Below are 26517 nucleotides of genomic sequence, written 5' to 3'. Positions count from 1 at the left end.
AATAAAAAGGAACATTAAAAAATCAGATAATAAAAAATGAAAAGATATATTTAAGAAACGAAGTATATCAAAATAAAATAGGATTAGAAATTATAAAAGATAGAATAAAAATTAATTATACACTTCATAAGTCATTGAAGGAAAAGGGAATAGGAGGAAAAAATGAGCAAGGGCGTTGCGTTATTACTAATAGATGTACAAAATATTATTTTTTCTTATGAAGTGGATGTTTTCAGTGGTCGTTCTATTTACAGGCTATTTTTGTTTTTATCCTGTTTAGGGCTTTTCATTATTAGTAGGGGATGAAGGAAAATCCACTGATTTAAGTTCTATTTTACTTCCAATAGTAGAAGGGAAGTAAGCCTGAATTCTAAAAAACAAGCACATCTTTATAGTATACATCATAAATAGCCGTGTATCATTCATTTTTTTCATGGGATATACGTCTATTTTATTTTCTGCATGCTGTTTGGATGTTTTTGGACTACGGCATGCCGGCTGTTTTAGAAACTTTAAAAGGAAAAACCGATTAAAGTATATGCAAAAAGTGCTTCTTACAATCAACATTGGGGTACCACCCCACACATCCATCAACTTAAGGATTTGGACTATTCTTGAAATTGAAAGCACGTTACTATTTTCTTATATCAATGAGAAAGGGTGACGTACTTTTTATGAATATGCATCCAAAACAAGAGTTGTCTTTATTTGCCGAGGAGTTATATCGATATATGTCTCCCACTACACTTAATCAATTAGCTATAGAAGCTGGTGGAATGAAACGAAAACGTAAGTGCCATGGGCACCATTTTCTATCTTTGTGTGTATGGTTAAATCAACAAATCGCTAATAGGACATTACTTTGGCATCCATTGAATCTGATTTCTCTGAGATACCTAGATTATTCTTACGAAATTCACCAACTGCTTTATTTTCCACTTGAAAGAGTTGATATCCTTCATTCAATAATACTTGCTGAACTAAATAGGAATAATGTCCACCAGTAGGTTCTAAAAGAATTAAGAAATCATCTCTGGTAATATTAAATTAATCTTCTATTTGTTTTAAAGCCTTTAAAAATTCCGCTATTCCTGTGCTATCGGAATTAAATTTCATCGTTTTTGTTCGTTTCCAAGCAATTCCTTTAGGATCTAAAAAAGCATCAAATTTAATACAAGAAGCTACATGGAAGCTAGCCCCAATATCTATCCCAACATAAAACTGATAAAACTTACGAATCTCTTGACCTTTATCATCTGAATGATTCCCATAACTAAAAGGAGTAATCGTATTTTCCATGATTTCCTCTCCGAACAGTAAGCAGTATGATTATATCTGACCATCCAAGTTTCTGTTAGAGCTTAGGCCCAATGTAGCATGTTAGGATTATATCCCCAGATATTTAATCTCAGATTTAATAAAAGAGTCTAGACTCACTAGCTCCATACACTTTTAGAGTTTCAACTGCACACTATTCACTATATTTGTTTTAAAATTTCTCTATATAGTCTATTAAACAGGAATATTCGACATTAACTATAATATTCCTTTTGAAATAATAAAAAACCTGTCGAAATTGACAGGTAATCCGTTAATTTATATTTAATTTAATGTGCAGTGCCATCTTTCTAATTGAATGGAGTGCCTCACATCAATATTAGAGGTCTATGAACAATAGCCCCAGTCCAGTTAATGGTCGGAATCACCTAAAGGTCACTGCACAATTTTATAATATCACATCTAGTAAAATTAATAAACCAATGTCCTCAAACAACTTTCAAAGTTTCTATAAGAGAACTCACGTTTAAATCAAAGGTATGGATTTGAGTCAATATTTTGGACACAAAAAAGTTAAATCTAAGCTACTTTTATAGCCAGATCTTCTATTGTTTGAGGAGTTTTATAACCGATGCTACTATGGATTCGCTTACGATTATAAAATCCCTCAATGTATTGAAATAGTGCTAGATTTGCTTCTTCAAATGAGACATATTTTGTACGATATACTTCTTCTTTCTTTAAAATGGCGTGAAATGACTCAATACAAGCGTTATCGTATGGACAACCTTTTTTACTGAAAGAAGGCTTTATTTTATAATTCGCGAGTAAAGTTTGAAATTCCTGACTTGTATATTGTGTTCCTAAATCAGTATGTAAAATGAGCCCTTTTTGTGGTCTTTGTGTATGGTAAGCGTTTTCTAAAGCTTTTACCACAAGGTTCGTTGTCATATTTCGTGAAAATGAATATCCAATAATTTTCTTAGAATGCAAATCCATCACTGATGCAAGGTAACACCAGCCATCTTTTTGCGTGTAAATATAAGTAATATCCGCCACCCACTTTTCATTAATTGTCGTTGTAGAGAAGTCCTGTTCTAGTAGATTTATTCGTTCTTCTATAGTTGATTTTGATGAATGTGGTTTATATTTCTTTAAGATGATGGAGCGAATATTTTCTTTTTTCATGAGTCGTTGCACACGCTTTACACTTACTTGAAACCCTTGTTCCAATAGGGTTTGATGAATTTTCGGTGCACCGTAACGCCCTCCACTATCTTGATGAATTTGTATAATTTGTTTGGTTAACTCTTCATTTTCACGACTACGCTTTGACTCTGTTTTGTGCTGAGATTGGTAATACGAACTTCTCGCTATTCCAAGTGTTTGACACATTGTACGAACAGAGTGTGTTTCTTTTTGACAATCGATAAATTGATGTAATTCTGTATCGTTTATTTTTTCGCGAATATGGCCATAGCCTTTTTTAATATCTCATTCTCCTCTTTCAGGCGAAGCATTTCTTTTTGCATTCGTTTTAGATCTTCTGGAGTCATTTCTTCCTCATCAATCGTTGTGATAGGAGAATATTTTTTAATCCATTTATAAATCGTTACTTCTGATACACCATACTCGCTGCTTAATTCTTTCACAGATTGGTCTGAATGATATAATTCAACAACCATCTTTTTAAATTCTTCATTAAAGTTCTTGTTTGCCATACGGACACTTCCTCCTTGAAATCCATTGTAAGGACTTAACTAAGTTGTGTCCATATGACTATACTAACTCCATTTATTTAGCTGGATTATTAGTTAATTATTTGACGATAAATTTAATACAACTTGTAAATATTAATATGATTCACAGTGACATATTGAGTAATTGTTTTATTTTCTTTTCTTACGCAATGTGGTGGAATTTAATTCCTGTGTTAAACTCTGATGGTTATAAAATATTAATAACTATTTTTAATATTGAAGAGTTAGAAAATAAGAGAAAGAATCATATCTTAGTAAAATTAATCCAAGTAATTGGGGTTATTTTAGCAATTCGTTCAGTTATGCTTTGGTTTGTTTAGGAAGGAGTAATAAGGTTGTTTGAAATAAAGAATTATTCATTAGAAATTAAAGGGAAAGTTTTATTTAAAGAAACTGATGTTTCTTTTGAAGTTGGTAAAGTAAATCATATATTAGGTAAAAATGGTGTTGGTAAATCACAATTTGCAAAAGATTTACTATTAAATAATAGTAGGAAAATACCAAAAGAAATATTAGGAAATGTAACAGTAATAGCTAGTTTTTCAAATGTTCCTTCCGATGTTTCTACAAAGGATATTTTTAAATTACTAGAAAAGAAATTTGATAAAACGGAAGTTCATAAATTATCTAGTCATTTGAATTTAGATAATATTTCTAAAGATGCTCTAATTGGAAAACTTAGTGATGGACAGAAACAAAAACTAAAATTATTATCTTTTTTGTTAGAAGATAAACAGGTGATTGTTCTTGATGAAGTTACTAATGCATTAGATAAAACAACAACAAACGAAATATATGATTTCTTTAATAATTATATTAAAAAGAATCCAAATAAATTGATAATTAACATTACACACAACTTATCTGATTTACAAAATTTACCTGGAGATTATTATTTACTTGAATATCAAAAATTTGTAAAGATGGCTAGTAAAGGTGAAGCGATTAAGAAATATATTGAGGGGTAACATCAATGGAATTTAAAAAAAGTTTTTCAAATAAAATTATGATAATGCTCGGTGGCGTAATTATATCAATTTTTCTTTTGGGTTGGATATTACCTGTAGGGATTGATAAAGTTTCTTCAATTAGTTATAAAGAATATTTATTTAGTACATATACGGTATTTACTCAATTTGGATTTTTAATGTTTGCTTTTTTTGTTGCATTTTTTGTTACAAGGGAATATGTAAATAAAACTATACTGTTTTATAAATTTCTTTCATACGATAGTCTAAAATTCTATTTAAATAAAGTTTTTGTTTTAATAACTGAATCTGTTTGCTTTATTACTTTATGCTTGATTATAGTATCTATTGTATTTCAAGATTTCAGTATGTTTTTTCAAATGTTATATTTATTTTCCTGTGTTGCAATACAATATATTTTGATTGTTAGTTTTATTAGTTTATTAGTGCCTAATGTTCTTATTGCAATTGGAATAAGTCTTTTTTATTGGATTTTAAGTGTTATTTTGGTTTCGGTTGGAGGGGTTTTGAAATATTTAGCTTTTTTCGATGCTTCTAACAATTTGTATAAACACGTTAATACTTTATTAGAAGGTAATAGTACTTTTCTATCCATTAATGATAACTTTAACATTTTAATTTTTGTTATAATTTGGGCTATCGTAGGAGCTTTAGTATCTAAATTTGCAAATAATCGTTGGTTAAAATTAGGGGTAAATTAAAAAATATATTATATTTAGAGCTTATGAAAGACATTCGTTTATAAGAGGCCACTGAAAAAGTCCTCCCAGTTTAAAAAGCGAAAGCTTTCTCGATATAATCGAGGAAACTTTCGCTTTTTTCATGTATAATGATTGTACTAATTCTAGGTGGTGTCTCGGATGATTTCTAATCAACAATCTCTTAACCTCAGTCCATTTATGGCGATTTACGATATCGTTGTACCAAAGGATAATATGCTTCGTCAATTGAATGAGGTAGACTTTTCTTTTGTTTTAGAAGAACTACAAGATAAATATTGTCTCGATAACGGTCGCAATACAGTGCCGCCTGTTCGTATGTTTAAATATTTATTACTAAAATCTATTTTTGATTTATCCGATGTAGATGTTGTGGAACGCTCAAAATACGATATGTCCTTTAAATATTTTTTAGATATGGCACCAGAAGATATGGTCATTGACCCTAGTTCATTAACGAAGTTCCGCAAGCTTCGTCTGACAGATGTAGGGTTACTTGACATGCTCATTCAAAAAACAGTGGAAATTGCACTCGAAAAAAACTTGATTAAAAATAAATCTATTATTGTTGATGCCACGCATACAAAAGCACGCTTCAATCAAAAATCGCCGAAAGAATTTTTAATGGAGAAATCCAAATTACTCCGCAAAGCTGTTTATCAAGTTGACGAAGGAATGAAGGAAAAGTTCCCACCAAAAACAATGACAGATGACTTAAGTGACGAACTTGAATATTGTCAAAAAGTAATTGAAACAGTAGAAAAAGAGGAAATCATTCGTGAATATCCAAATGTGAAAGAGAAACTGAATTATTTAAAAGAAATCGTAGAAGATCACCAAGAACACCTCCAATTTTCGCAAGATCCTGATGCGCGAATTGGACATAAAACAGCGGATTCTTCTTTCTTTGGTTACAAAACACATATTGCGATGAATGAAGAACGCATCATTACAGCTGCGGTGATTACAACGGGTGAAAAAAGCGATGGAAAATACCTTCAAACATTGATTGAAAAAAGTCGTGAAACAGGAATGGAAATTGATACAGTTATTGGAGATACTGCTTATTCTGAGAAAAATAATATTCAATATGCCAACCAAAATCAATTACAATTAGTATCGAAATTAAACCCTATTGTGACACAAGGGCCACGTAAAAAAGAAGATGAATTTGAGTTTAATAAAGATGCGGGTATGTATGTCTGTAAAGCTGGACATATGGCTGTTCGTAGAGCACGTACGGGAAAAAGGGAACAAACAATAGTCAAAGTCATACCTACTATTTTGATATTGAAAAATGCAAAGTATGTCCATTCAAAAGTGGATGTTACAAGGAAGGCGCTAAAAGTAAAACATATTCTGTGACAATTAAATCCACTGAACATAAGGAACAACAAGCATTTCAAGAAAGTGCATATTTTAAAGAAAAGGGGAAAGAGCGTTATAAAATTGAAGCGAAAAATAGTGAACTTAAGCATAGACACGGGTATGATGTGGCATCTTCCTCGGGTCTGATTGGTATGCAACTGCAAGGTGCAATGGCTATATTCGCTGTCAATTTAAAACGAATCCTAACCTTGATGAAAGAAACAAAGTAAAAAAGAATAAAGAGAAAGACGACTTTTCATTCAAAATTGAATGAAAAGTCATCTTTCTTGTTTTGTATCTGGTTTATAAACCGAAAAACGTAAGTTTTTCAGTGGCCTCCTTCATCTACGGAGCCTTTTTGTTAGGAAATACTATATATGTTATTAAAAATACTGATAGATTTGATTATCATGGTGAAGCTAATCGAGAGTATAAAATATTTTGTGTAAATGAAAAAATACAAAATAGAAAGAACTTTTCTAGTAGAAGGTTACATTAGGAAGTTTATACAATATTAGTTTGGTATAGTTATAGTGTAAAGAAAAACTATTTTGATATAAATGAACTTTTGTTATATAATATTTTTATAATAATTGATAGAAAATATTCGTTTTTATATTAAGGGGAAATATAAGTTTTTATGAAAAATATAGATTTTATACTCGAAAGTGATGAAATGTTAAAGCCCTCTGAACGGCTCATATTGTTATTATTAGAAAAACATAGGATGCTGTATACAAATGATTTATTGGCGCTATCTAATTTATCGTATAAAACATTAACAGATTCCTTAACAGCGCTTGTTGCGAAGTCGTATGTACTGAAAGAGACAGGGAAAGGAAGAAGACAAAATTGTTATAGATTAATTTAAATAAAAAGAAAAATCTTATTTTTGATTGAAAACAAAAATAAGATTTTTCTTTTTATTTGCAATTTTTGTTTTTTAGATTTAGATACAAAAAAGCAAAAATGAATTCAAAAAATAATACAAAAGAATATGACTTCAAATAATTATGTTATGTAAACTAAAAAGAAGCTTTTCATTCTCTATCGGAATATAACGAATTGTATTAAAGTATGTTGATACAGAAATATGATCAAAGCAAGAAATAATAGCAATTTTACCGCTGTTCGTTTTTTGAAGGCATAATTTGACAAGTAACGGATGAAGTAGCGTAAACTACAATTTTACAGCACAAAAAATAAAATATTCAGCTGAAATATAAAGATGTCGTCGAAAGCTATCTGGAATTGATTGATTAATGAGATTTTTTTATAGAGGAGCTTGTTTTATATGAGGAGAATTTAGAATCATACAAGCTCATATGGAAGGCAGTAAAATAAAATGGGTTAGGAGGATTCCAATGATGAGGAAACTCAAAAAGGTAAATGTTCCTAATACAATGCAACATCAATCGCAGTCTAACGAATATCGAGTTATAAATAAGAAAAAAATAAGGCGTTTTCTTCTCGCACTTCTATTTATTGTCTCCTCAACACTTTATGTGCAATATATACTTACAAAGCAACAGGAAATGATTCAAAAGAAGCGTGTTATAGTTGAAAAGCAACAAAAACAACTTGTATATTTAAAGAAAGATTCTGAGTATTTAGAGGCAAAGGTTGAAAATTTAACAAATAATGAGGAAGAAATTTTGCAATTTGCAAGAAAAGAGTACCATTTTTCGAAGCCGGATGAAACAATTTTCATATTAACTGAATAATTATAATTGTACATAAAAAATAGTTAGCGAGAGCTGACTGTTTTTTTGTTACTGTTGATGTACTGTAAGTTGTTACATATATAAGGAAGATTGAAGTTTCACACTTTACTTGTATATAGAGTAGTATGAAGTGCGTCTATAAATTATATTTTTCCTGAAGGGGGTCAGTTTGAATAATTCTTGAGATAAAATATTGTAAAAATTCTGTTAATTATATATAATTTTAATAAGCACACTCTTTTTTAACGTATTTCCGAAAGAAGTCTCCTATCTTCAATGAATGTGAGGACTTAGCCCGGTGGGAGATGAATTTTGATTGGTGTTAGCCAAAGTCTTGGATCTAATTAGTATTAGATATATGTTTATTAGCATGAAAATAAAACTCTTGATGCAAGAGGAGGAATTCGGTCAACTAACCGATGGATTTACAGTTTATACGCTTGTTAAGAAAAATGCTACCCTTGCATAAGAAAGGAAGATACATGTGTACGCTTCTAATACGATCTACATCGTAGGGGATGCAAAAGCGCCTCAAAATAATCCGATTACTGAAAAGTTTAAAAGTTATTTTGTAGCATTCGTACTGGAGAGAGATACAGGAGAAATTATAGATGCAGATTGCTCCGCAACTATTGCCTTAACTTCTCAGTTTGTAAAGCATTTATTTTTACATAAAAATATAAACGATTCGCATCTAGCTGATGAAATTAAAGGGCGTTATTTTGGCTCATCGCAAAAGGCACTACTTGTAGCGTTAAAGGACGCACAGAAAAAATATAATCAGATTGCTGCTTTGTCTACTTCTTCATAGACAAAATCCAGCCGTAAGACGCTTTTCTTATGGCTGGATTTTTTTATTGGACAAAGAGGAAAGGGTGGGAAATTTGAAAATTATAGATGTAAAGGTAAAGCGCCGATTGATTGAACTTCATACTCCGTTTAAAACAGCGCTGCGCACTGTAACAGAGATTGAAAGTATTGACGTTTTTCTCCATATAGATAATGGAATGGTAGGAAGAGGAGCTGCTGCTCCAACTCCGGTTATTACAGGTGATTTTGCAAGTGGAATTGAAGAGGCGATTTTAGGACCGATTCGCTCTAGTTTAATAGGAAAAGAGATTGAGCAACTTCATTCCTTATTATCATATGTTCAAAAGAGTTGTATTGGAAATACGAGCGCGAAGGCAGCAGTAGATATTGCTTTATATGATGCGTATTGTCAATTTCATAACATCCCGCTTTATGCCTTATTGGGTGGAAAGAAGGAATTTTATACAGATATTACGGTAAGTGTTGATGATCCTATATCGATGGCAAAAGAAGCGAAAAAGCATGTGGAAAAAGGATTTCAAACGTTAAAGATTAAAGTTGGCCAATCCGCTCGGTTAGATTTAGAGCGAATTGAGGCCATTAAAAATATCATACCGAAGGATATTGCGCTCCGGTTGGATGCCAATCAAGGATGGGAACCGAAAGAGGCCGTTTCCATTATTAAAGAAATGGAAAAGAGAAATGTAAATATCGAATTTATCGAACAGCCTGTTCATGCGCAAGATTGGGAAGGATTGAAATATGTCAAGAATCATGTATATATACCAATTATGGCTGATGAAAGTATTTTTTCAGCGGAAGATGCATTAAAGCTTGTTCAAGGACATTATGTTGATTGCATAAACATTAAATTAATGAAATGTGGCGGGATACGCCAGGCATGGAAAATTGCTGATGTCGCAGAAGCGGCAGGTGTGAAATGTATGATTGGCAGCATGATGGAATCATCGCTTTCTGTAACAGCCGCAGCGCATATAGCGGCTGCGCATCCGAATATTCATTATGTTGATCTTGATGCGCCGTTATGGCTAATGGAAGAGCCAGAAGGAATCAGTTATAGCGGAGCGAAGGTAAACTTACAGTTTTAGAAGAGTTATTGTTTCAAAGAATGATAAACTAGCAAATGATTTTTTTAAGGAGGATTTGTATGAAAAAAGTGGGGACTACATTATTAACAAGTCTATTTCTCTTTTCATCTTTCTCAGCAGTAAGTGCGAAAGAAAGAATAGGAAATACAGCTTTCATTGATGTTGCCGCTGCAACGCTATGGACTGGTCCGAATCTACTTCGTCCCATTGATGAGCCGAGCGCAAGCAATCCTGTGGATCTATGGAAGTGGACGAAATCTATGACACTTGATGAAAAGCTTTGGTTAACAAATACAAATAAGCTGGAAACACAAGCGTTATTAGGGCAGGAAGTAACCGTTATTGAAAGGCAAGAAGAATGGGTGAAAGTCATTGTACATGGACAACCGACGCCAAGAAATGAACAAGGTTATCCAGGATGGATGCCAGAAAAACAACTAACGTATCACCAAGAATTTGCGGATAAGAAAAATCAGTCCTTTGTTTTAATTACAAAACCTACAGCCATCTTATATATCAATCCTTCCGACAAAAACAAATCGTTAGAGGTCAGTTATAATACACGTTTGCCACTTGTAAGCGAAGATACCATTTCATATCGTGTTCTATTACCAAATGGTCAAAAAGCTTGGTTACGTAAAAAAGATGGTACGGTATACCATTCACAAAATGATATACCGACGCCAACAGGGGACGATTTAGTGAATACAGGTAAATTATTTTTAGGACTGCCATATATATGGGCTGGTACAAGTGGATTTGGATTTGATTGCTCTGGATTTACACATACGATTTACCAATCACATGGTATTACCATTCCGCGTGATTCAGGCCCACAGTCAAAAGCTGGCATGGCGGTAGAAAAAGAACAGTTACAAAAAGGAGATTTAATTTTCTTTGCTCATGATGGTGGAAAAGGAAATGTTCATCATGTAGGAATGTACATTGGGGATGGAAAGATGATTCACTCTCCGAAAGCGGGAAGAACGGTTGAGATTATTCCGGTAGACACACCTGGATATATCGAAGAATATGCCGGAGCTCGGCGTTATTTACCATAATCAAAAATGATAGGAGGATGGAAATGAATCAGGTTATTCGTATTTCATTCATTAGTATGTTACTGGCTTCTTCCTTTTTAGTTGGTTGTAGTGCAGAACAATCAACGACGAATTCGAAAGAAGAGAAGAAAGTATTACAATTAACGGAAACAGGAGAAATCCCATCATTGAACTCAGGAAAAGTGACAGATGCGATTTCGTTTAACGTTTTAAACAATGTGATGGAAGGGCTATTTCGATTATCAAAAGATGATGAAGTCATTGCAGGAATGGCTCAAAATTATGAAGTGAGTCAAGATGGTAAAAGATATACATTTCATTTGCGTGAAGCAGAATGGTCAAATGGAGACCTTGTCACAGCACATGATTTTGTTTATGCATGGAAACAAGTGATCAATCCAGAAACAGCTTCACAATATGCTTATATTATGTATGATGTGAAAAATGCAGAAAAGATCAATAAACAGCAATTAGGATTAGACGAACTAGGGGTAAAAGCAATAGATAATAAAACTTTTGTTGTAGAATTAGAGCATCCTGTGCCGTACTTTACGAAGTTACTTTGTTTACCAACTTTTTATCCAATTCATGAAAAATATGCAAAGGAACAAAGAGAGAAATACGGTTTAGAAGCTGATAAAACTGTATATAATGGCCCGTTCACATTATCGGAGTGGAAACATGAAGCAAGTTTCACTATGAAAAAGAACAATCAATATTGGGATAAAAAAGAGGTAAAACTAGATGAAATCAACTATCAAATTGTAAAAGACATTTCAACTGTCGTGAATTTATATGAAACAAATAAAATTGATCGAGCTGTTATTTCAACAGAATTTGTTGATAAATATAAGAACAATAAAGAACTGAAACAATTTACGGACCCTATTATGTATTTCTTTCGTTTTAATGAAAGTGTACCGATTTTGAAAAATAAACATGCACGCCTAGCTTTAAGTATGGCTTTTGATAAAAAGGATCTTGCTACATCTTTTTTAAATGACGGATCAGAACCTGCCAATTACTATATTCCAAGTGGCTTCTTATTAGATTCAGATAATAAAGATTTTAGAGAAACGACGACAGAATTTAATAAAACAAATGTGAAACAGGCGAAAGAATATTGGGAAAAAGCAAAACAAGAAACAGGAACAAATGAAGTTACGATTGAGATGTTAAACTACGATTTAGAAAACTTTAAAAAAGTTGGAGAGTACATTAAAGAGCAGCTTGAAAAGAATCTTCCAGGTTTGACGATAAACGTAAAGTTACAACCTCATTCTCAAAAACTAGCATTAGAGAAAAAGAAAGAATATGAAATGTCATTATCACGTTGGTTACCAGATTATCCAGATCCCATGACATATTTAGAGGTTTTTCTTTCTGAAAATGGAGTGAATAATACGGGATATGCAAATCCAGAGTACGATGCATTACTGAAAAAGATAAAACTAGAGTTAGGAAATGATGAACAGACACGCTGGAAAGCAATGCAAGATGCGGAAAAAATGTTGCTTGAAGATGCGGTCATTGCACCGGTATTTCAGCACGGATTATCGTATTTACAAAAGCCATACGTTAAGAATTTATACGTACATCAATTTGGACCAGCAACAACTTTAAAATGGACCGATATTAAAAAGTAAAGGTTATGATTTAAAGAGCAGACTTCGTTTTATACGATAGTCTGTTTTTATTTATAGATATACTTTCTCATTGCAGTGATGAAGGAGTTAGTATGGTATAATTTACTAATCTATCAGATAAAAGGGGAAATATACTTATGAGGAAGGATATAGAAACAAAGAGGCTATATATGAGACGACCAAGCATGGAAAATCGGGATGAGTTCTATGAAATCGTCAAACAAGAGGAAGTAGGTAAGTGGCTAGCAGTCGCAAGGGGGATGTTGCGAGAAGAAGCTGAGCAGTATATTGATTAACTCATTTCACATTGGAAGCAGAATGGATTTGGTGTATGGTTTTTATTTCATAAAATAAGCGGAGAATTACTTGGGCATTGCGGATTAAGATACATAGATGGAACAGAAGAGGTAGAGATTATGTATTTGCTTAATCCGAAGTTTTGGGGGAAAGGTTATGCGACTGAAGCAGCTTATGCAGCCATTCAATATGCTATTTATGATTTGAAGCTTACTACATTAAAGGCACGAATTAAAACGAAGAATATGAAGTCAAGAAATTTGTTAGAAAAGATAGGGCTTACGTATACGCATGATAGGAGGAAGAATGGGGATACATTATTACGCTTTGAGTATAAATATATAGATTAGTGATAAATATTTTTCGGCCTAGTATATGTGTATGAAGTTGTGTTCGGAAAAAATAGGACTGGTAATAAGCTAATTTTTGTCAAAATTTTGATAGAAACAGTTTAAAATGGGGGAATTCAGATGGAGAAGTTATCACAAGAAATTATCAATTGGGTTCGAACAGAGGATAAACGAGTTGTAATCGGTATTGCAGGACATGGTGCTGCGGGAAAAACGACATTTGCGAATAAACTGAAAGAGCAATTTATGTCAAAAGAAGTAAACTATATTAATACAGATCCATATATTGTGAGTTCGAGTATTCGAAAGCACGCAATCATTCATTATACATATGAAAATAAAGAGCATCATTATAAAATGACAGCTTGCCATCCAGCTGCACATCATTTGGAATCTTTAGAAAGAGATGTTCAAATGGTTCGAGATGGACTGGATTTCTATACTATTGATACGCATTATATGGAACGTGAATTCATTTCTTCGAATCGTAAAGTGACGATTGTAGAAGGAATGAGTGTCGCATTTCTTAATTCCGATCTATTTGATTTGAAAATTTACTTTTATACAGATGGAGAAACAGAACTTATGAGAAGGTCAAGTCGAGATGTTGCAGAAAGAGGGATGGACATTGAATATTTAAGGCAATCTCATGAGGAACGTCGCATACAGTATGAAGTATTCATGCACCCGTATCATGAGCGTTTTGATATAATTATTAAAAATTCCGCTGAAGGATTTTGCATAGAAAAAAATACATCTGCAATATGAATAGAAAATAGGAGCAATTCTGCTCCTATTTTTGTATGGTCTTTATAAAGAGCTAGAAGAGCGAATCATAACAATGATAGCATATTTAATACACTTGTTGGGTACATATTTGATTCATGTTGAAGATAGACAATGTAGTCATCATGTTATTGGTTAGCTTTGTATTACGATAAAAAAATTATTGGTTGTTATTTTGTCTTTCATCTTGTTCTCGTTGTTCAGAAGGTTCCTCGGTTGGATCTGGTTCTTGTTCATCCTTCACGTTATTGCAACCAAATAATAGTCCTGAAGATATAACAGTAGCCATTAAAGCAAATAAATACTTTTTCTTTTTCATGGAATCGTCCCTCCTTTTTTAGTGTACTACTAGTAATGTTTCCTCAGAGATTTAAGACTATGTAAGTTTTTTATTAAAATGATTTTTTTATTTGAAATATAGGTTTGTCACAATGATAAGAGAAGGGCGTTATGATAGCGTGAATGAATTATTTTTGGAAGAGAAGAGTAATGGTTAGAGCTCAATCTGAGAATACAGATATTTTTATTTACATTTGAATGGGTTTTTGCTATACATAGAAGCAGAGGCGTATATCTTGCTCCTCTGCTTACGGTTTTACATCTAAGTTTTGTAAAAACAACGTTGCGGAAACGTATCGTTTTGCTAACATTTGTACATATGCAGTATGTACAGAAAGCGTCGCGATAATAATGGCGTTACGAATTGCTTCGCGCTGTTCATTGTTGATTTGATCAAATTGGCTGGCAATTTTGTCAGCTTTCTCTTTTACTATATTTTCAATTGTATGGATAGTGTCCGTTGCGTTTAATTGTAAACAGTTCCCTTGATTTAACTCTTCAAATAAAGAAGAGTACGCAACGTATAAATGAACGGGATTAATTAAATCATCGCTGCGGTCTGCTGGATCATTGACAATGAGTCTAAGCAGTTTCCGAATAGATTCAAAATCAAGTGCTGTTTTTAAATCTTCGACAATGAAAAGTAAAGCAGCTTGCTCAATGGAGTATTTTTTTCCCTTTTGCGGGGATCCAATCATTTCTTTTATATCGCGTTTTACCCAGTTTTGCATTGCAGTTACAGAAAAACTGGTATTTTCAATTTGATTACCAAGTGCAACGATTTCATTTAAAGAAAAGCCAACATCGGTATCTTCAATTTTTATCAACTTTTCGAAAATAGGTGAAAGTGCGGTTGTGATAAAAGCAGTTACGCTTTGTCCGCTTTCAATATCTTTTTTATGTGATTTTGCCCAAGCTTCTTGTAATATGCTAAGAGGCTTTTTTGTGTTCCATCCTCTTAAAGAAAGGAGGAGTGCTGCCATTTCGTTTCGTGTGAGATGAAATGTTTCCATCTTTTCACCTCCAAAATTATAAAAGTTCTTATGACCTTATAATATGTGTTGTTTTATGCAAAGTCAATTCCATTTTGCTTCATTTTTCCTTTGTTCTACAAAATATTAAGTAAATAACTTGCTTATTTCAAGAAAAGTTCATATAATAAGTTCATAAGAACTCTTTATATGAGTTTAAAATAAATCTATCATTCTTATTTTCAAGAAAGATAGATTTCACATATATCTATAGTAAAAGGAGAATGGATATACTATGTTGAAAAAACTCGTTTCAGTAATGACTGCATTCATGGTGATCTTTGGAGCTAGTAGCTTTGTTTTTGTAGATCATGCAGCAGCGAAAAGTTACAAATCTGGTAAAAAGTCATTTACACCAAGTTCTGGACAAAAGTCAAAAGTGAATTTAAACAAAAAAGATTCTAACGTAAATTCACAAAAGACAAATCCAGATACAAAAACGAAAGCTACAAATACAGCGCCCAAAAGTAATAAAGGAAGCTTTATGAAAGGGTTATTACTTGGTGGTTTAGGTGGGCTATTAATGGGAAGCCTATTCTCAAATATGGGCGCACTTGGTTCTATATTGGCGTTCATGGTAAATATGTTAGTAATGGCTGGTATCGTGATGTTGGCGATTCGAGCATTTAAATATTTTAAAGATCAGCGTAAGAAACAAGCGGAGGAAACAGCATGGAGAGGTTAAAGATTTCTGAACAGGAGCTAATTAATGCACTATGTGTATACATTGCTGAAAAAAGACAAGTTGCTCCTGAAGCTGTTTTAGTTGAACTGATGTACGATGATGACTATGGATTCTCCGCTGAAGTAGAAGTAAACGGTCGTCAGCAAATTTTAATCCAAGCGAATTTAATTGAAGCGCTTCGTCTATGGCTAGATCGAGAGTACAATCTCAATCCTTACGCAGCAAGACTACAGCTTGAATTAGATGATGAAGAAGGTATTATCGCATTGGCGAGTGTTAATCATTCAGATAACTAGAGTAAAAAGCTGTTGAGAGCAATCTCAACAGCTTTTTTAGTATGCACAATTTGCAAATTATTTCTGCTTAAAATGTAAGAGGGAGTGTTATTAAGTTTCGCTCGTATAAAACTGAAAAACGGGAAGTTTGAAAGGAATGATATTTTAAAATATTGTTAAAAGAACCTCGTATTTAAATGTTTTTAAGGAGTAAGTAAAATTCTTCCGCTAGTCTCTCTTCGTTCAACAGCTTCATGGGCGAGGTCAGCATCTGCAAGGGAGTAAGTTCGATCAATTTTAATAGAAAGTTTTCCGCTTTGAACCCATGTAACAAAATCGCGAATATATTGAGACCAATATTTCATATAGGGAAGACCATTTGTTCTTGTTATAAAGAGAGAACCTTTTTCTTGAAGTGTCATTAAATCGATAGGAGGAACATATCCGCTAGATTGTCCATAGTTTATCATATATCCGCCAAGAGCAAGACTATTTAAACTCGCGTCAAAAGTATCTTTACCAACACCATCATAGACAACATTTACACCTTGCCCATTTGTAATGCGTTTTACTTCTTTTACTATATCCGACTGTGTAGAAATGATCACTTCATCAGCACCAGCCTCCAGTACATAACGAGCCTTTTCTTTTTTTGATGTAACACCAATCACATGGCCACCGCGTATTTTTGCCATTTGGCATAAAAAGAGTCCGATTCCACCGGCTGCCGCATGAATTAAGCACCAATCTTCTTTTTTGATCGGATAGGCATAGTTCGTAAATGCCCAAGCTAGAAACCCTTGGATCAATCCTGCAGCTGCATGTTCAAAACTGATTTCATCTGGAATAGGGATTACTCTTTGAGATGAAATTAAAACATGACTCGCATAAGTGCCGCTTCCTCCAGCACAGACTACGCGATCTCCAACTTGAATGGTCTCTACATTTGGACCAATTGCTTCGACAGTACCGACTCCTTGACTACCTAAAGTAACGGGGAAGGTATGGGAGATTCCGCCCTTTTTTTGATAAAAATTTTGTGTTACTAAATCACCTCGCCGATGTTGAATATCTAAAAAATTGACGGAAGCAAATGCAATTCGTACAATTACTTCTCCAGAACCGGGAATGGGAATTGCTTGTTCTTCTAATTTCATAACTTTTGAAGTACCGAATTCGTACATACATACTTTTTGCATAACATTATTTTTAATCATATGTTCATCTCCTTTAACATTATTGTTTCCAAGAAACATTTAGGTTTCTTGGAAACAATAATAAATATATATTCAAGTTTTGTCAAATTGTTTCTCGGAAACTTTAATCTTCTACCCCTTCTTGATATACTAATAAAAACACAAATGTAAAGGAGTTTTTTTATGGCATCGGCTTTTAACAATGATAAAAATATATTAATAAAGCAAATCGTGAACTTAACGGGAGAACTGGCTAAAAAGTGGGGACAGGAAGAGGATGAGGAGAGAGAATGGTTACTTCAAAATTGTAAAAATCCTCATATTGCTACATTGTTAAAAGAAGTAACAGTAAAAATGCTTCATGTTCTTGATGCGATTGGAAAGCATGAACCGGTTAATGGAATTACAATCGCATCTGAAACGGGGATTCCAAAGGGGAGTGTATCGAAAATGACTCGCCGATTAATGAATAAAAATTTGATTGTGACAGAAACCATTCCAAATAATAAAAAGGAAATTTTATTTAAAACAACTTCTTTAGGAAAAGAATTATTTCATTTACATCAAGCATTACATCAAGAAATAAATAAAGGGGTTGTACAATTTTTAAGTAGATACACACAGGAAGAACTGCAATTTGTTACCCGTTTTTTAAGTGATACTTTAGAAGCATCATGGGTAACAATGGAAGAGAATCTAGTGGATGAAAATAAAAATCATAAAGGTTGAGCAACTTTTGTTTGAGAAAGTTTAATTTCGGTTCTATGGACAAGTTCCCTTCGTTTATACTTGATGTAGAGAAGATGACTAGGCAACTTAAGCAGAGTTATTTTCGTTTATGGATAGGGAGGGAACCGCGTGATGAAAAAGAAAAAATGGCAAAGTATGAAGAAAGTTATTCTCAGTTGTGGAATTATACTAACAGGAGTGATAACATTTGGTTTTGCAGAAAAGGCGTCTGCACATGGGTATGTGGAATCACCTTCTAGTCGTTCGTATTTATGCAGCAAAGGTGTAAATGTAAATTGTGGTCCAATTCAATATGAACCGCAAAGTGTAGAAGGAGTAGGGGGATTTCCGCAATCAGGTCCAGTTGATGGACAAATTGCGGGTGCTGGAAATTTCCCGAATTTAGACGTCCAAACCGCTGAGCGATGGAAAAAAGTAACGATTCAAGGGGGAAAGAATGAATTCAAGTGGAAATTAACTGCTCCGCATAGTACGAAAGAGTGGAAATATTATATAACGAAAAAAGATTGGAACCCGAATAAGCCATTGTCACGTTCTCAATTAGATTTAATACCATTCTATGTGAAAAATGATGGGGGAGTAAAACCAGGAGTAACAGTAACGCATGAAGCAAATGTACCAACTGATCGCAGTGGATACCATCTTATTTTAGCTGTTTGGGAAATTGCGGATACAGGGAATGCCTTTTATCAAGTAATGGATGTAAATCTTGTTAATAATGGCGTTACGTCTATCATGCATCATGCTTCACACGACAATTAAATCAAATAAAGAAAGGTCATTTTTGTATAGAATGACCTTTCTTCACGTCTGACTGGAAGCGAATGTTTTCGACACAGCAACTACTTCTTTGGCATAGCATTTTGCTTTGTACGCTAACATGGTTCTAAATTGTGAACATGATGCTTCGCTAATTTGTGATTCTTGAGCACATTTGACACTTGCAAATCTTCCATACAAATCACACCGTAGTTTTTGATGATGTCAGCAGAGACTTTATGCAAGTAATCCGCCTTTAAATTCATCATTTCCTATCATTTTATTACATATTTGATTCTATTTTTATTTGAAAAGAAGAGAAACTTGATTTTATTTATAAAAAAATCTGCTTAAAATATTGTCATATTTGCTTCTTTAAGATATCCTTTTGATGAAGAGGTGGAAATCATGGAAAAAGTACTAGTTTTCGGGCATAAAAACCCAGATACAGATGCAATTTGTTCTGCAATTGCTTATGCAGAACTAAAAAAAGAATTAGGAATGAATGCTGAGCCTGTACGTTTAGGTGAGATCAGCGGTGAAACTCAATTTGCGTTAGATTATTTTAAAGTAGAAGGACCGCGTTTTGTTGAGACAGTAGCAAACGAAGTGGACAACGTTATTTTAGTTGACCATAACGAACGTCAACAAAGTGCTAACGATATCGAATCTGTTCGTGTGTTAGAAGTTATCGATCATCATCGTATTGCTAACTTTGAAACGAGCGATCCTTTATACTATCGTTGTGAGCCAGTTGGTTGTACAGCTACAATCTTAAACAAAATGTACAAAGAAAATGGCGTTGCAATTCGTAAAGAAATTGCAGGTTTAATGTTATCTGCAATTATCTCAGATTCTTTATTGTTTAAATCACCAACTTGCACAGAACAAGACGTAGCTGCAGCTCGTGAATTGGCTGAAATCGCTGGCGTTGATGCAGAAAGCTACGGCTTAGAAATGTTAAAAGCTGGTGCAGATTTAAGTGGTAAAACAATGGAGCAATTAATTTCTCTTGACGCAAAAGAATTCCAAATGGGTAACGCGAAAGTTGAAATTGCACAAGTAAACGCTGTTGATACAAACGACGTTCTTGTACACCAAGCAGAATTAGAAAAAGTTATTTCTGCAGTAGTAGAAGAGAAAGGATTAGATTTATTCTTATTCGTTGTAACAGATATCTTAACAAACGATTCTGTCGGCCTTGCGATCGGGAAAGCAGCAAATGCTGTTGAAAAAGCATACAACGTAACATTAGAAAACAACACAGCTACTTTAAAAGGTGTTGTATCTCGTAAAAAACAAATCGTTCCTGTATTAACAGAAACATTCCAAGCTCTATAATAGTAGGGATGGATGAAAAGAAGGACAAGTAACCTATGGTTTGCTTGTCCTTTTTATATAACCTTTCTTTGTACACTGTCGATTGTGACAGTTTTTTTGATGAAGTAAAAGTATTATGATTGAAATATGGAAAAAGATATAAGATGAGGTAGCAGTTGATGATGAAACGATTATGTATTATTCCCTGTGGGAAAAAGAAAATTTGGGATAAGTACCCAAGTCAAGGTCCAACAAAAGCGAAAGACGTTTATATTAGCTCGTTTGGAAAAGCATGTCAGGCATATGCGGGAATGTTTTTTGAGGATTGGGTAATATTATCGGCAAAGCATGGATTTTTAAGACCAAATGACATTGTAACAGAAAACTATGATCTCGCTTTTGACTCGAAGAGTGACGAGATTGTTAATGTAGAGCAACTCAAAAAACAAATGGTGGATAAAGGATTGCTAGAGTTCGATGAAATTGTTCTACTAGCGGGAAAGAAACATAAAAAAGTAGTCACAAAACTATATCCAGAAGATAGGATTACATATCCATTAGCAGGATGCAAAGGGATTGGATATATGCTTCAGAGATTGAAAGGTGCTGTGGAAAAGGGAGAAGAGATTTAGTGTTTTCTCTTTTGCATTTTGCCTAAGATTGCTAGAATTATACTTGAGTCTTTGCGGTAGGAAATCATCGGCTAATAAATCTTCATTTCATCAAAAAGCTGACTTGCTATATTAAAAGTCAGCTTTTTTCATTGTTATTAATTATAAGGAGTTGTTTTTTATACATATAGAGTGGAATAAAGAAGAAAATTACTAGTACTCGTGAAGTTAAATTATCTGATAATTATTTCTCAATATAAATCAGGAATTAATATGCTCTTTAGCTGGAGTGTTCATGGTAAAATTTAGATAATATTCTTGAAAAAGGAGGTCTCGTATGGGAATAAAGACTATCGCCGACAAAGGGTATGATTTATTAGACGAATGGTACCAGAAAATGCTTTCTCAACAATTAGATCAAGCAATGGTTCTAAAAAAAGCGATGGATGATAAATTTAATAATATGAAGAAGCATACAGATTCTTTTATTTATTACTCTTTATTAAACTTTAGATATCAGATGTTAACCGGCGATTTCGAAAAAAGTCTTGAAGGATTTGACTACATAAAAGATATGCCAGATTGCTTTTTGAAATATTATTATCATTTCTTTCATTTTATTTATCACACTGAAACTGGAAACTATAATTGTGCAGAATACCATCGGGAACTCGCAGCTAATCTACTGGATATGATGCCAAATGAAGCTGAAACAGCGGAGTACCATTATCGGATTGCCCTATACCATTATTATTTATCACAACCAACATTAGCGATTCATTACGCTACAAAGGCCCTTGAGTATTTTTCAAGTCAAGAAGGCTACGAAACAAAAGTTGGAGCATGTAAAAATACTTTAGGCATGGCTTGCGTTACATTAGAACAATTTGAGATGGCAGAAGAATATTTGATTGCTGCTTTAAATATTCTTGAACGAAATAATGAAGAAAAAGCAGCTTTGACCGTTCGTTATAACTTAGGTTTATTCTATGCCGATCAAAATCTTTCAGAATTAGCAGTGCGGCATCTTACAGATGTATTTGAAAAATTTACTTATCCAAGAGCACCCTATCAAAAAAGAGGGATGTATGTGTTAGCACGTGAACACTTCAAACTAGGAAATCTAGCAGAGGCTCAATTTTATATCCATGAAGGCCTACAGTGTTGTACAGAAGAATACGATCATCATTTTACAATCTTAAAAACGATGATTGAAAATAAATCAATTACAAATCTAGAGAAATGTATTTTAGAAGGGATTTCTTACTTTAAAAAACAAGATTTATGGAAAGATGTACAGATTTATAGCGAACTATTAGCTATCAAATGGTATAATATGGGTATGAAAGAAAAAGCAAGTGACTATTATCATATGAGTCACGAAGCTAAAAATTTATTAAAAGAAAAGGGGCGTTTAAAATGAAAAAGATTAAAATTGCATTGTTAGGTTTAATGAGTGTTGCAGTAGTATCATTTGGTTTAAATAGTCCTATTACAAAAGATAATGCTTCTTCTGAATTAAAGTATGAAACAGTATCATACATGTCAGAACATGGTGGTGGAATCTAATAAATAAATGCATTTACCCTCACAAGTATTTGACTCGCTATAAAGTCACATAGTATTAGATGGTGACAAAAAGCAACTCTAAAAAATCTAGAGTTGCTTTTTTATATTATTTTAGAACACGAATCTTTTGTTGGGAATGAAGAAGGGACAATATAATTCTAAACATTCCGAAGCATGAAAGGGACAAGAGTGATATCAAGAATTCATATAAGGGAAGATAAATTGTTGATGTATAAAAAGAGGGGGAGAAAAAGATTCCCCCCTTACTTATAAAAGAATCGTTTATGATATACTAGAAAATATTATCTATCATGTATGACTTGTTTCATAAGCTGTCTAATCTCTTTAACTGGTGGCTTTTTATCATATAGATCAATGTGTGAAAAATAGTAATTTAAATTTCTAACGAGGCCTTTTCCTACTTTTGCGCTTAGGAAAGGGAATACTTGTCCGGTATAGTCGTCGAGCGATTTACAATAATATTTTTCATCTAAGTAAATACTATATTTACAGGTTAATTCTACGAGCGGATTTCCTTCAGAATCATAAACTTCTTTTGATTCTAAAATATCTATTAGTGCAAACCTATCATTTAAATAAACTCTTTTTTTCTTCTCTAGCTTATTAGAAAGAATAAAGGCGAGACCTATGGCGTTAATCAATCTGTTTCCTCCCAAAAAATATAAAAAGATATTAATAAAATATATGGTTATACGTGAAATGTAAAGGAGAAAATGTAAGTATCAAAAAGCTAATAAGTCATGTTGGAGAGAACAAAGAAAAGAAGATTCGTACCTATATAGAAACAGATGCAAGAAATTTCAAAAAAGTCAAAGAGACCTACTTCCCGCAGATAGGTCTCTTTAACTAGATAATGTTGACGAGTCATAACTCATCTGGAGTACTTTGATTATAACAAATTGAAAGAAGGTTTTGTATTGAGAAAAAAATGAACATAAATGGATTAGCACAACCTATATACATGGAAAAACATAAGAGTGAAATCAAAAAAGACCCGCAAATACAAATACATTACGGGTCGTAAGAAGGGGTTTTGTATCCAACAGATTAATTACATATTAACGATTGCAAAGTGTGAAGTCTATAAGGATGATGTTGAGAAAGTTTTTAATTATGTCCATAACTGTTTGATCTTTTTTAAAAAGAAATAAACAATCTTTTTGTATGAAAATAATGGTTCATATTTATAATGTGACTCATCTTTCCATGTGTTATCATACGAGGATTTTCTTTGTTTATTTGAAAGCGGAAACGCAATTACATTATTTTTTTGTTTCATATATAAACCTCCCTTATAGTAATGCGTATCGTTTTAGGGAAGGAATATTCTAATTTTTATGTTGCACATGTTTCTATGTACCACTTAATTGTGAATGGATTGCGCTACGTTTATATAATGAGCACAATAAAAACTACCGAATAGCACACGTATGAAAATAATGATAAAAATAAGTGGATTTCTTCATTTTTACATGAAGGTTTTGCAATGATATAGAAATATAAGGCGAAATAGTGAGAGCGACACTGATGGAAAATTGATGATATAATATGAGCTAGATGAAAGATTAAGAAAAGCAGGTGAATTTTTGTTGTTTACAAAAGCACAAGAACTTTTATCCTCTTATTTTGGCTACTCGTCATTTCGCAGAGGACAAGATGAAACAATTAAAAATGTATTGGATGGGAAAGATACAGTTTGTATTATGCCAACAGGTGGCGGGAAATCGATTTGTTATCAAATTCCTGCATTGGTATTTGAGGGGACGACTTTAGTGATTTCACCTTTGATTTCACTTATGAAAGATCAGGTAGATACACTTGTACAAAATGGGATTTCAGCCACATATATTAATAGTTCTATTTCGATAACAGAAGCGAATCAGCGTATACAGTTAGCGAAGCAAGGGCATTATAAATTGCTTTATGTTGCACCGGAGCGTCTCGATTCGATGGAATTTGTGGATCAATTAATCGATATGAAAATACCGATGATCGCAATTGATGAAGCCCACTGTATTTCACAATGGGGACATGATTTCCGTCCAAGTTATTTACATATACATCGCATATTAGATTACTTGCCAGAAAAGCCAATCGTGCTCGCGTTAACTGCAACTGCAACGCCGCAAGTACGAGAAGACATTTGCCGTGCATTAGACATTGATCCTACTCATACGATCATGACAACGTTTGAGAGAGAAAACTTATCATTCTCTGTTATAAAAGGACAAGATCGCAATGCATATTTGAAAGAATATATTCGGCAAAACCAAAAAGAATCTGGAATCATTTATGCGGCAACGCGAAAAGTCGTAGACCAGCTATATGAAGAACTAAGTAAGGCCGGCGTTTCTGTTGCGCGCTATCACGCTGGGATGAGCGACTATGAACGTGATGAACAACAAGAACGTTTTTTGCGAGATGAAGTCAGTGTCATGGTCGCAACATCGGCATTTGGTATGGGAATTGATAAATCGAATATAAGATATGTAATTCATTATCAACTTCCGAAAAATATGGAAAGCTATTATCAAGAAGCAGGTCGTGCTGGTCGTGATGGATTAGATAGTGAATGTATTTTGTTATATTCCTCTCAAGATGTACAAGTGCAACGTTTTTTAATTGATCAATCGACGGGAGAGTCACGTTTCTCAAATGAATTAGAGAAATTGCAGTACATGACCGATTATTGCCATACGGAACAATGTTTACAATCTTTTATTCTAGATTACTTTGGCGAAGTGCCAGAAGGGGATTGTGGCCGCTGTGGAAATTGTACAGATGAGCGTGAAAGTATTGATGTAACTAGAGAAGCGCAAATGGTTTTATCCTGTATGATTCGAACGAATCAACGCTTTGGAAAACAAATGATTGCACAAGTGTTAACAGGATCAAAAAATAAAAAAGTGCTTGAATTTCGTTTTCATACACTTCCAACGTATGGGCTTTTATCAGATCGCAGTGTAAAAGAAGTGAGTGAATTTATTGAGTTTTTAATTTCGGATGAATTAATTGCGGTAGAGCATGGAACGTATCCAACATTAAAAGTAACCGCAAAAGGAAAAGAAGTATTGCTTGGAAACGAACGTGTACTGCGTAAAGAAAGAGTAGAAACAAGACAAATTGTACAGGACCATCCGCTTTTCGAAGTGCTTCGTGAAATTCGAAAAGAGATTGCACAAAGCGAAGGGGTACCGCCATTTGTTATTTTTTCTGATCAAACGTTAACAGATATGTGTGCGAAAATGCCGAAAAACGAGACAGAACTCCTGCAAGTAAAAGGAATAGGCGAGCATAAACTGGCGAAGTACGGTTCTCACTTTTTACAAGCAGTGCTTCATTTTATGGAAGAAAATCCGAATTACGAAGAAACATTAAAAACAGAAGTTGTGACTGAGCGAAAAAAATTAGGGAAAGCTTCTAAAAACTCTCATTTAGAAACGTATGAAATGTATGAGCGGGGCACTGAACTCAGTGAGATTGCAAAAGTAAGAGGTTTATCGCGTCAAACGGTAGAAAATCATTTAATTCGTTGTTCGGAAGAAGGGATGAAAGTAGAGTGGGAAAGCTTTGTGCCAACAGAGTATAAATCACTTATCGAATCAGCAGTTCAACATGCAGAGGGCGGTTTAAAGTCAATAAAAGAACAGCTCCCAGATGAAGTGAGTTATTTTATGATTCGGGCTTATTTACAAATAAGAAAGTAGAGAAAAAATAAAGGGGATTGTTGTCATTTTATAATATTATGAGTATACGCACATAAATTAACAAGGTGTTTCATGGAACAAGGATTACAAAAATTATGTTAGTCATGATGTAGGTGTTCCGTTTCACTTTACCTATCCAAACATCACGTATGCTTATGAAGGAACAGCATATAAAAATGGAAGTTTCAGATTGAGTGGTTCTCATGATAAAGCACCGAACCATGAGATTTATGGAGTAAATGCTTATACTGATCTTCCGCCAGTTACAATTTATAGATTTGGTGTTTCTAGTGAAGATGATTTTAAATATTTGATACCTGGTTATCCACAAAAATTCTTTGATATTTCTGCATAACA

The 26517-nt window shown here is 33.4% G+C and carries 26 protein-coding genes and 5 pseudogenes; 23 read left to right on the top strand and 8 right to left on the bottom strand.

Annotated features, from left to right (window positions below; translation table 11 throughout):
- Nucleotides 1-674: 674 nt before the first annotated feature.
- Nucleotides 675-860: pseudogene (locus BCER98_RS21020) on the top strand (IS4 family transposase); the annotation flags it as partial.
- Here BCER98_RS21020 and BCER98_RS21015 read toward each other — a convergent pair.
- A pseudogene (locus BCER98_RS21015) lies at nt 850-1299 on the bottom strand (IS110 family transposase); the annotation flags it as partial. The pseudogenes BCER98_RS21020 and BCER98_RS21015 overlap by 11 nt on opposite strands.
- A gap of 558 nt (nt 1300-1857) precedes the next feature.
- Nucleotides 1858-2999, bottom strand: a protein-coding gene (locus BCER98_RS10005) for an IS3-like element ISBce13 family transposase (RefSeq protein ID WP_094396531.1) whose coding sequence is annotated in 2 segments (ribosomal slippage) — nt 1858-2768 and nt 2768-2999 — 1143 coding nt in all. Because the reading frame shifts where the segments join, the coding sequence is not laid out codon by codon here.
- 101 nt (nt 3000-3100) lie between these two features.
- On the opposite strand from BCER98_RS10005, the gene BCER98_RS22790 reads away from it, so the two are divergent.
- The 12 genes and pseudogenes from BCER98_RS22790 to BCER98_RS09935 all read left to right on the top strand — a co-directional run bounded on the left by BCER98_RS22790 (nt 3101) and on the right by BCER98_RS09935 (nt 13879).
- Nucleotides 3101-3358: a hypothetical protein gene (locus tag BCER98_RS22790; RefSeq protein WP_202795677.1), complete on the top strand. Its 258-nt coding sequence runs from the start codon at nt 3101-3103 to the stop codon at nt 3356-3358.
- A gap of 15 nt (nt 3359-3373) precedes the next feature.
- Entirely contained in the window at nt 3374-4006 is a 633-nt protein-coding gene (locus BCER98_RS09990) for an ATP-binding cassette domain-containing protein (RefSeq protein WP_012094419.1), read from the top strand.
- Between the two features lie 5 nt (nt 4007-4011).
- Nucleotides 4012-4728 carry a peptide ABC transporter permease gene (locus BCER98_RS09985; protein ID WP_012094418.1) on the top strand — a complete coding sequence of 239 codons (717 nt, stop codon included), beginning with the start codon at nt 4012-4014 and terminating at the stop codon, nt 4726-4728.
- Between the two features lie 159 nt (nt 4729-4887).
- Nucleotides 4888-6344, top strand: a pseudogene (locus BCER98_RS09980) (IS1182-like element ISBcy1 family transposase).
- A 410-nt stretch (nt 6345-6754) separates the two neighbouring features.
- Nucleotides 6755-6985 carry a hypothetical protein gene (locus BCER98_RS09970; RefSeq protein WP_012094417.1) on the top strand — a complete coding sequence of 77 codons (231 nt, stop codon included), beginning with the start codon at nt 6755-6757 and terminating at the stop codon, nt 6983-6985.
- Between the two features lie 496 nt (nt 6986-7481).
- A complete protein-coding gene (locus BCER98_RS09965) occupies nt 7482-7838 on the top strand; it encodes an FtsB family cell division protein (protein WP_041810395.1) in 357 nt (118 codons plus the stop codon).
- Nucleotides 7839-8322: 484 nt separating this feature from the next.
- Complete coding sequence (locus tag BCER98_RS09960; RefSeq protein ID WP_012094415.1) at nt 8323-8649, top strand: DUF3870 domain-containing protein; 327 nt, start codon at nt 8323-8325, stop codon at nt 8647-8649.
- 73 nt (nt 8650-8722) lie between these two features.
- Nucleotides 8723-9757, top strand: coding sequence for a dipeptide epimerase (locus BCER98_RS09955; protein WP_041810393.1), 1035 nt, complete (start codon nt 8723-8725; stop codon nt 9755-9757).
- 59 nt (nt 9758-9816) lie between these two features.
- The gene (locus tag BCER98_RS09950; protein ID WP_012094413.1) at nt 9817-10818 is read left to right on the top strand and encodes a C40 family peptidase; all 1002 of its coding nucleotides are present in this window, start codon (nt 9817-9819) and stop codon (nt 10816-10818) included.
- Nucleotides 10819-10841: 23 nt separating this feature from the next.
- Nucleotides 10842-12464, top strand: coding sequence for a peptide ABC transporter substrate-binding protein (locus tag BCER98_RS09945; RefSeq protein ID WP_012094412.1), 1623 nt, complete (start codon nt 10842-10844; stop codon nt 12462-12464).
- A gap of 137 nt (nt 12465-12601) precedes the next feature.
- Nucleotides 12602-13111: pseudogene (locus BCER98_RS09940) on the top strand (GNAT family N-acetyltransferase).
- 120 nt (nt 13112-13231) lie between these two features.
- Nucleotides 13232-13879 carry a uridine kinase family protein gene (locus BCER98_RS09935; protein WP_012094411.1) on the top strand — a complete coding sequence of 216 codons (648 nt, stop codon included), beginning with the start codon at nt 13232-13234 and terminating at the stop codon, nt 13877-13879.
- Between the two features lie 178 nt (nt 13880-14057).
- Here the strand turns inward: BCER98_RS09935 and BCER98_RS22505 are convergent, their stop codons facing one another.
- On the bottom strand, nt 14058-14216 hold the full coding sequence (locus BCER98_RS22505) for a hypothetical protein (protein ID WP_012094410.1): 159 nt from the start codon (nt 14214-14216) through the stop codon (nt 14058-14060).
- A gap of 268 nt (nt 14217-14484) precedes the next feature.
- Entirely contained in the window at nt 14485-15249 is a 765-nt protein-coding gene (locus BCER98_RS09930; protein ID WP_012094409.1) for a DUF1836 domain-containing protein, read from the bottom strand.
- 253 nt (nt 15250-15502) lie between these two features.
- On the opposite strand from BCER98_RS09930, the gene BCER98_RS09925 reads away from it, so the two are divergent.
- On the top strand, nt 15503-15952 hold the full coding sequence (locus BCER98_RS09925; protein WP_012094408.1) for a hypothetical protein: 450 nt from the start codon (nt 15503-15505) through the stop codon (nt 15950-15952).
- Nucleotides 15940-16248 (top strand): YxcD family protein, encoded by a 309-nt coding sequence (locus tag BCER98_RS09920; protein ID WP_012094407.1) that lies wholly within the window; start codon nt 15940-15942, stop codon nt 16246-16248. The genes BCER98_RS09925 and BCER98_RS09920 overlap by 13 nt, the downstream gene beginning before the upstream one ends.
- 182 nt (nt 16249-16430) lie before the next feature.
- Here the strand turns inward: BCER98_RS09920 and BCER98_RS09915 are convergent, their stop codons facing one another.
- A complete protein-coding gene (locus BCER98_RS09915) occupies nt 16431-17444 on the bottom strand; it encodes a quinone oxidoreductase family protein (protein WP_012094406.1) in 1014 nt (337 codons plus the stop codon).
- 162 nt (nt 17445-17606) lie between these two features.
- Here BCER98_RS09915 and BCER98_RS09910 point away from each other — a divergent pair, with 162 nt between their 5' ends.
- Both BCER98_RS09910 and BCER98_RS09905 read left to right on the top strand, forming a co-directional pair.
- The gene (locus BCER98_RS09910; RefSeq protein WP_012094405.1) at nt 17607-18152 is read left to right on the top strand and encodes a MarR family transcriptional regulator; all 546 of its coding nucleotides are present in this window, start codon (nt 17607-17609) and stop codon (nt 18150-18152) included.
- A 132-nt stretch (nt 18153-18284) separates the two neighbouring features.
- Nucleotides 18285-18935 (top strand): lytic polysaccharide monooxygenase, encoded by a 651-nt coding sequence (locus BCER98_RS09905; protein ID WP_012094404.1) that lies wholly within the window; start codon nt 18285-18287, stop codon nt 18933-18935.
- A 48-nt stretch (nt 18936-18983) separates the two neighbouring features.
- Here BCER98_RS09905 and BCER98_RS23030 read toward each other — a convergent pair.
- A pseudogene (locus BCER98_RS23030) lies at nt 18984-19195 on the bottom strand (IS200/IS605 family accessory protein TnpB-related protein); the annotation flags it as partial.
- Nucleotides 19196-19340: 145 nt separating this feature from the next.
- Between BCER98_RS23030 and ppaC the strand changes: the two are divergent.
- From ppaC to BCER98_RS21005, 4 genes are all read left to right on the top strand, one after another.
- Nucleotides 19341-20273: a manganese-dependent inorganic pyrophosphatase gene (ppaC, locus tag BCER98_RS09900; protein ID WP_012094402.1), complete on the top strand. Its 933-nt coding sequence runs from the start codon at nt 19341-19343 to the stop codon at nt 20271-20273.
- A gap of 161 nt (nt 20274-20434) precedes the next feature.
- On the top strand, nt 20435-20884 hold the full coding sequence (locus BCER98_RS09895; RefSeq protein ID WP_041810389.1) for a DUF6884 domain-containing protein: 450 nt from the start codon (nt 20435-20437) through the stop codon (nt 20882-20884).
- Nucleotides 20885-21200: 316 nt separating this feature from the next.
- Nucleotides 21201-22286, top strand: coding sequence for a response regulator aspartate phosphatase (locus BCER98_RS09890; RefSeq protein WP_012094400.1), 1086 nt, complete (start codon nt 21201-21203; stop codon nt 22284-22286).
- Nucleotides 22283-22432: a Phr family secreted Rap phosphatase inhibitor gene (locus BCER98_RS21005; protein WP_012094399.1), complete on the top strand. Its 150-nt coding sequence runs from the start codon at nt 22283-22285 to the stop codon at nt 22430-22432. Before BCER98_RS09890 ends, BCER98_RS21005 begins: the two co-directional genes overlap by 4 nt.
- Nucleotides 22433-22734: 302 nt before the next feature.
- Here BCER98_RS21005 and BCER98_RS09885 read toward each other — a convergent pair whose 3' ends face one another.
- A complete protein-coding gene (locus BCER98_RS09885) occupies nt 22735-23094 on the bottom strand; it encodes a hypothetical protein (RefSeq protein ID WP_012094398.1) in 360 nt (119 codons plus the stop codon).
- Nucleotides 23095-23564: 470 nt separating this feature from the next.
- A complete protein-coding gene (locus BCER98_RS22500; RefSeq protein WP_164468628.1) occupies nt 23565-23732 on the bottom strand; it encodes a hypothetical protein in 168 nt (55 codons plus the stop codon).
- Between the two features lie 310 nt (nt 23733-24042).
- Here BCER98_RS22500 and recQ point away from each other — a divergent pair, with 310 nt between their 5' ends.
- Nucleotides 24043-26160 (top strand): DNA helicase RecQ, encoded by a 2118-nt coding sequence (recQ, locus tag BCER98_RS09880; protein WP_041809749.1) that lies wholly within the window; start codon nt 24043-24045, stop codon nt 26158-26160.
- A gap of 190 nt (nt 26161-26350) precedes the next feature.
- Complete coding sequence (locus tag BCER98_RS22495; RefSeq protein ID WP_162533133.1) at nt 26351-26515, top strand: hypothetical protein; 165 nt, start codon at nt 26351-26353, stop codon at nt 26513-26515.
- Nucleotides 26516-26517: the final 2 nt, after the last annotated feature.

It is taken from the genome of Bacillus cytotoxicus NVH 391-98 (assembly GCF_000017425.1).
Lineage (GTDB): Bacteria > Bacillota > Bacilli > Bacillales > Bacillaceae_G > Bacillus_A > Bacillus_A cytotoxicus.
Note: the sequence above shows the minus strand (reverse complement) of the source record. Positions and strands in the feature narration are given on the sequence as shown.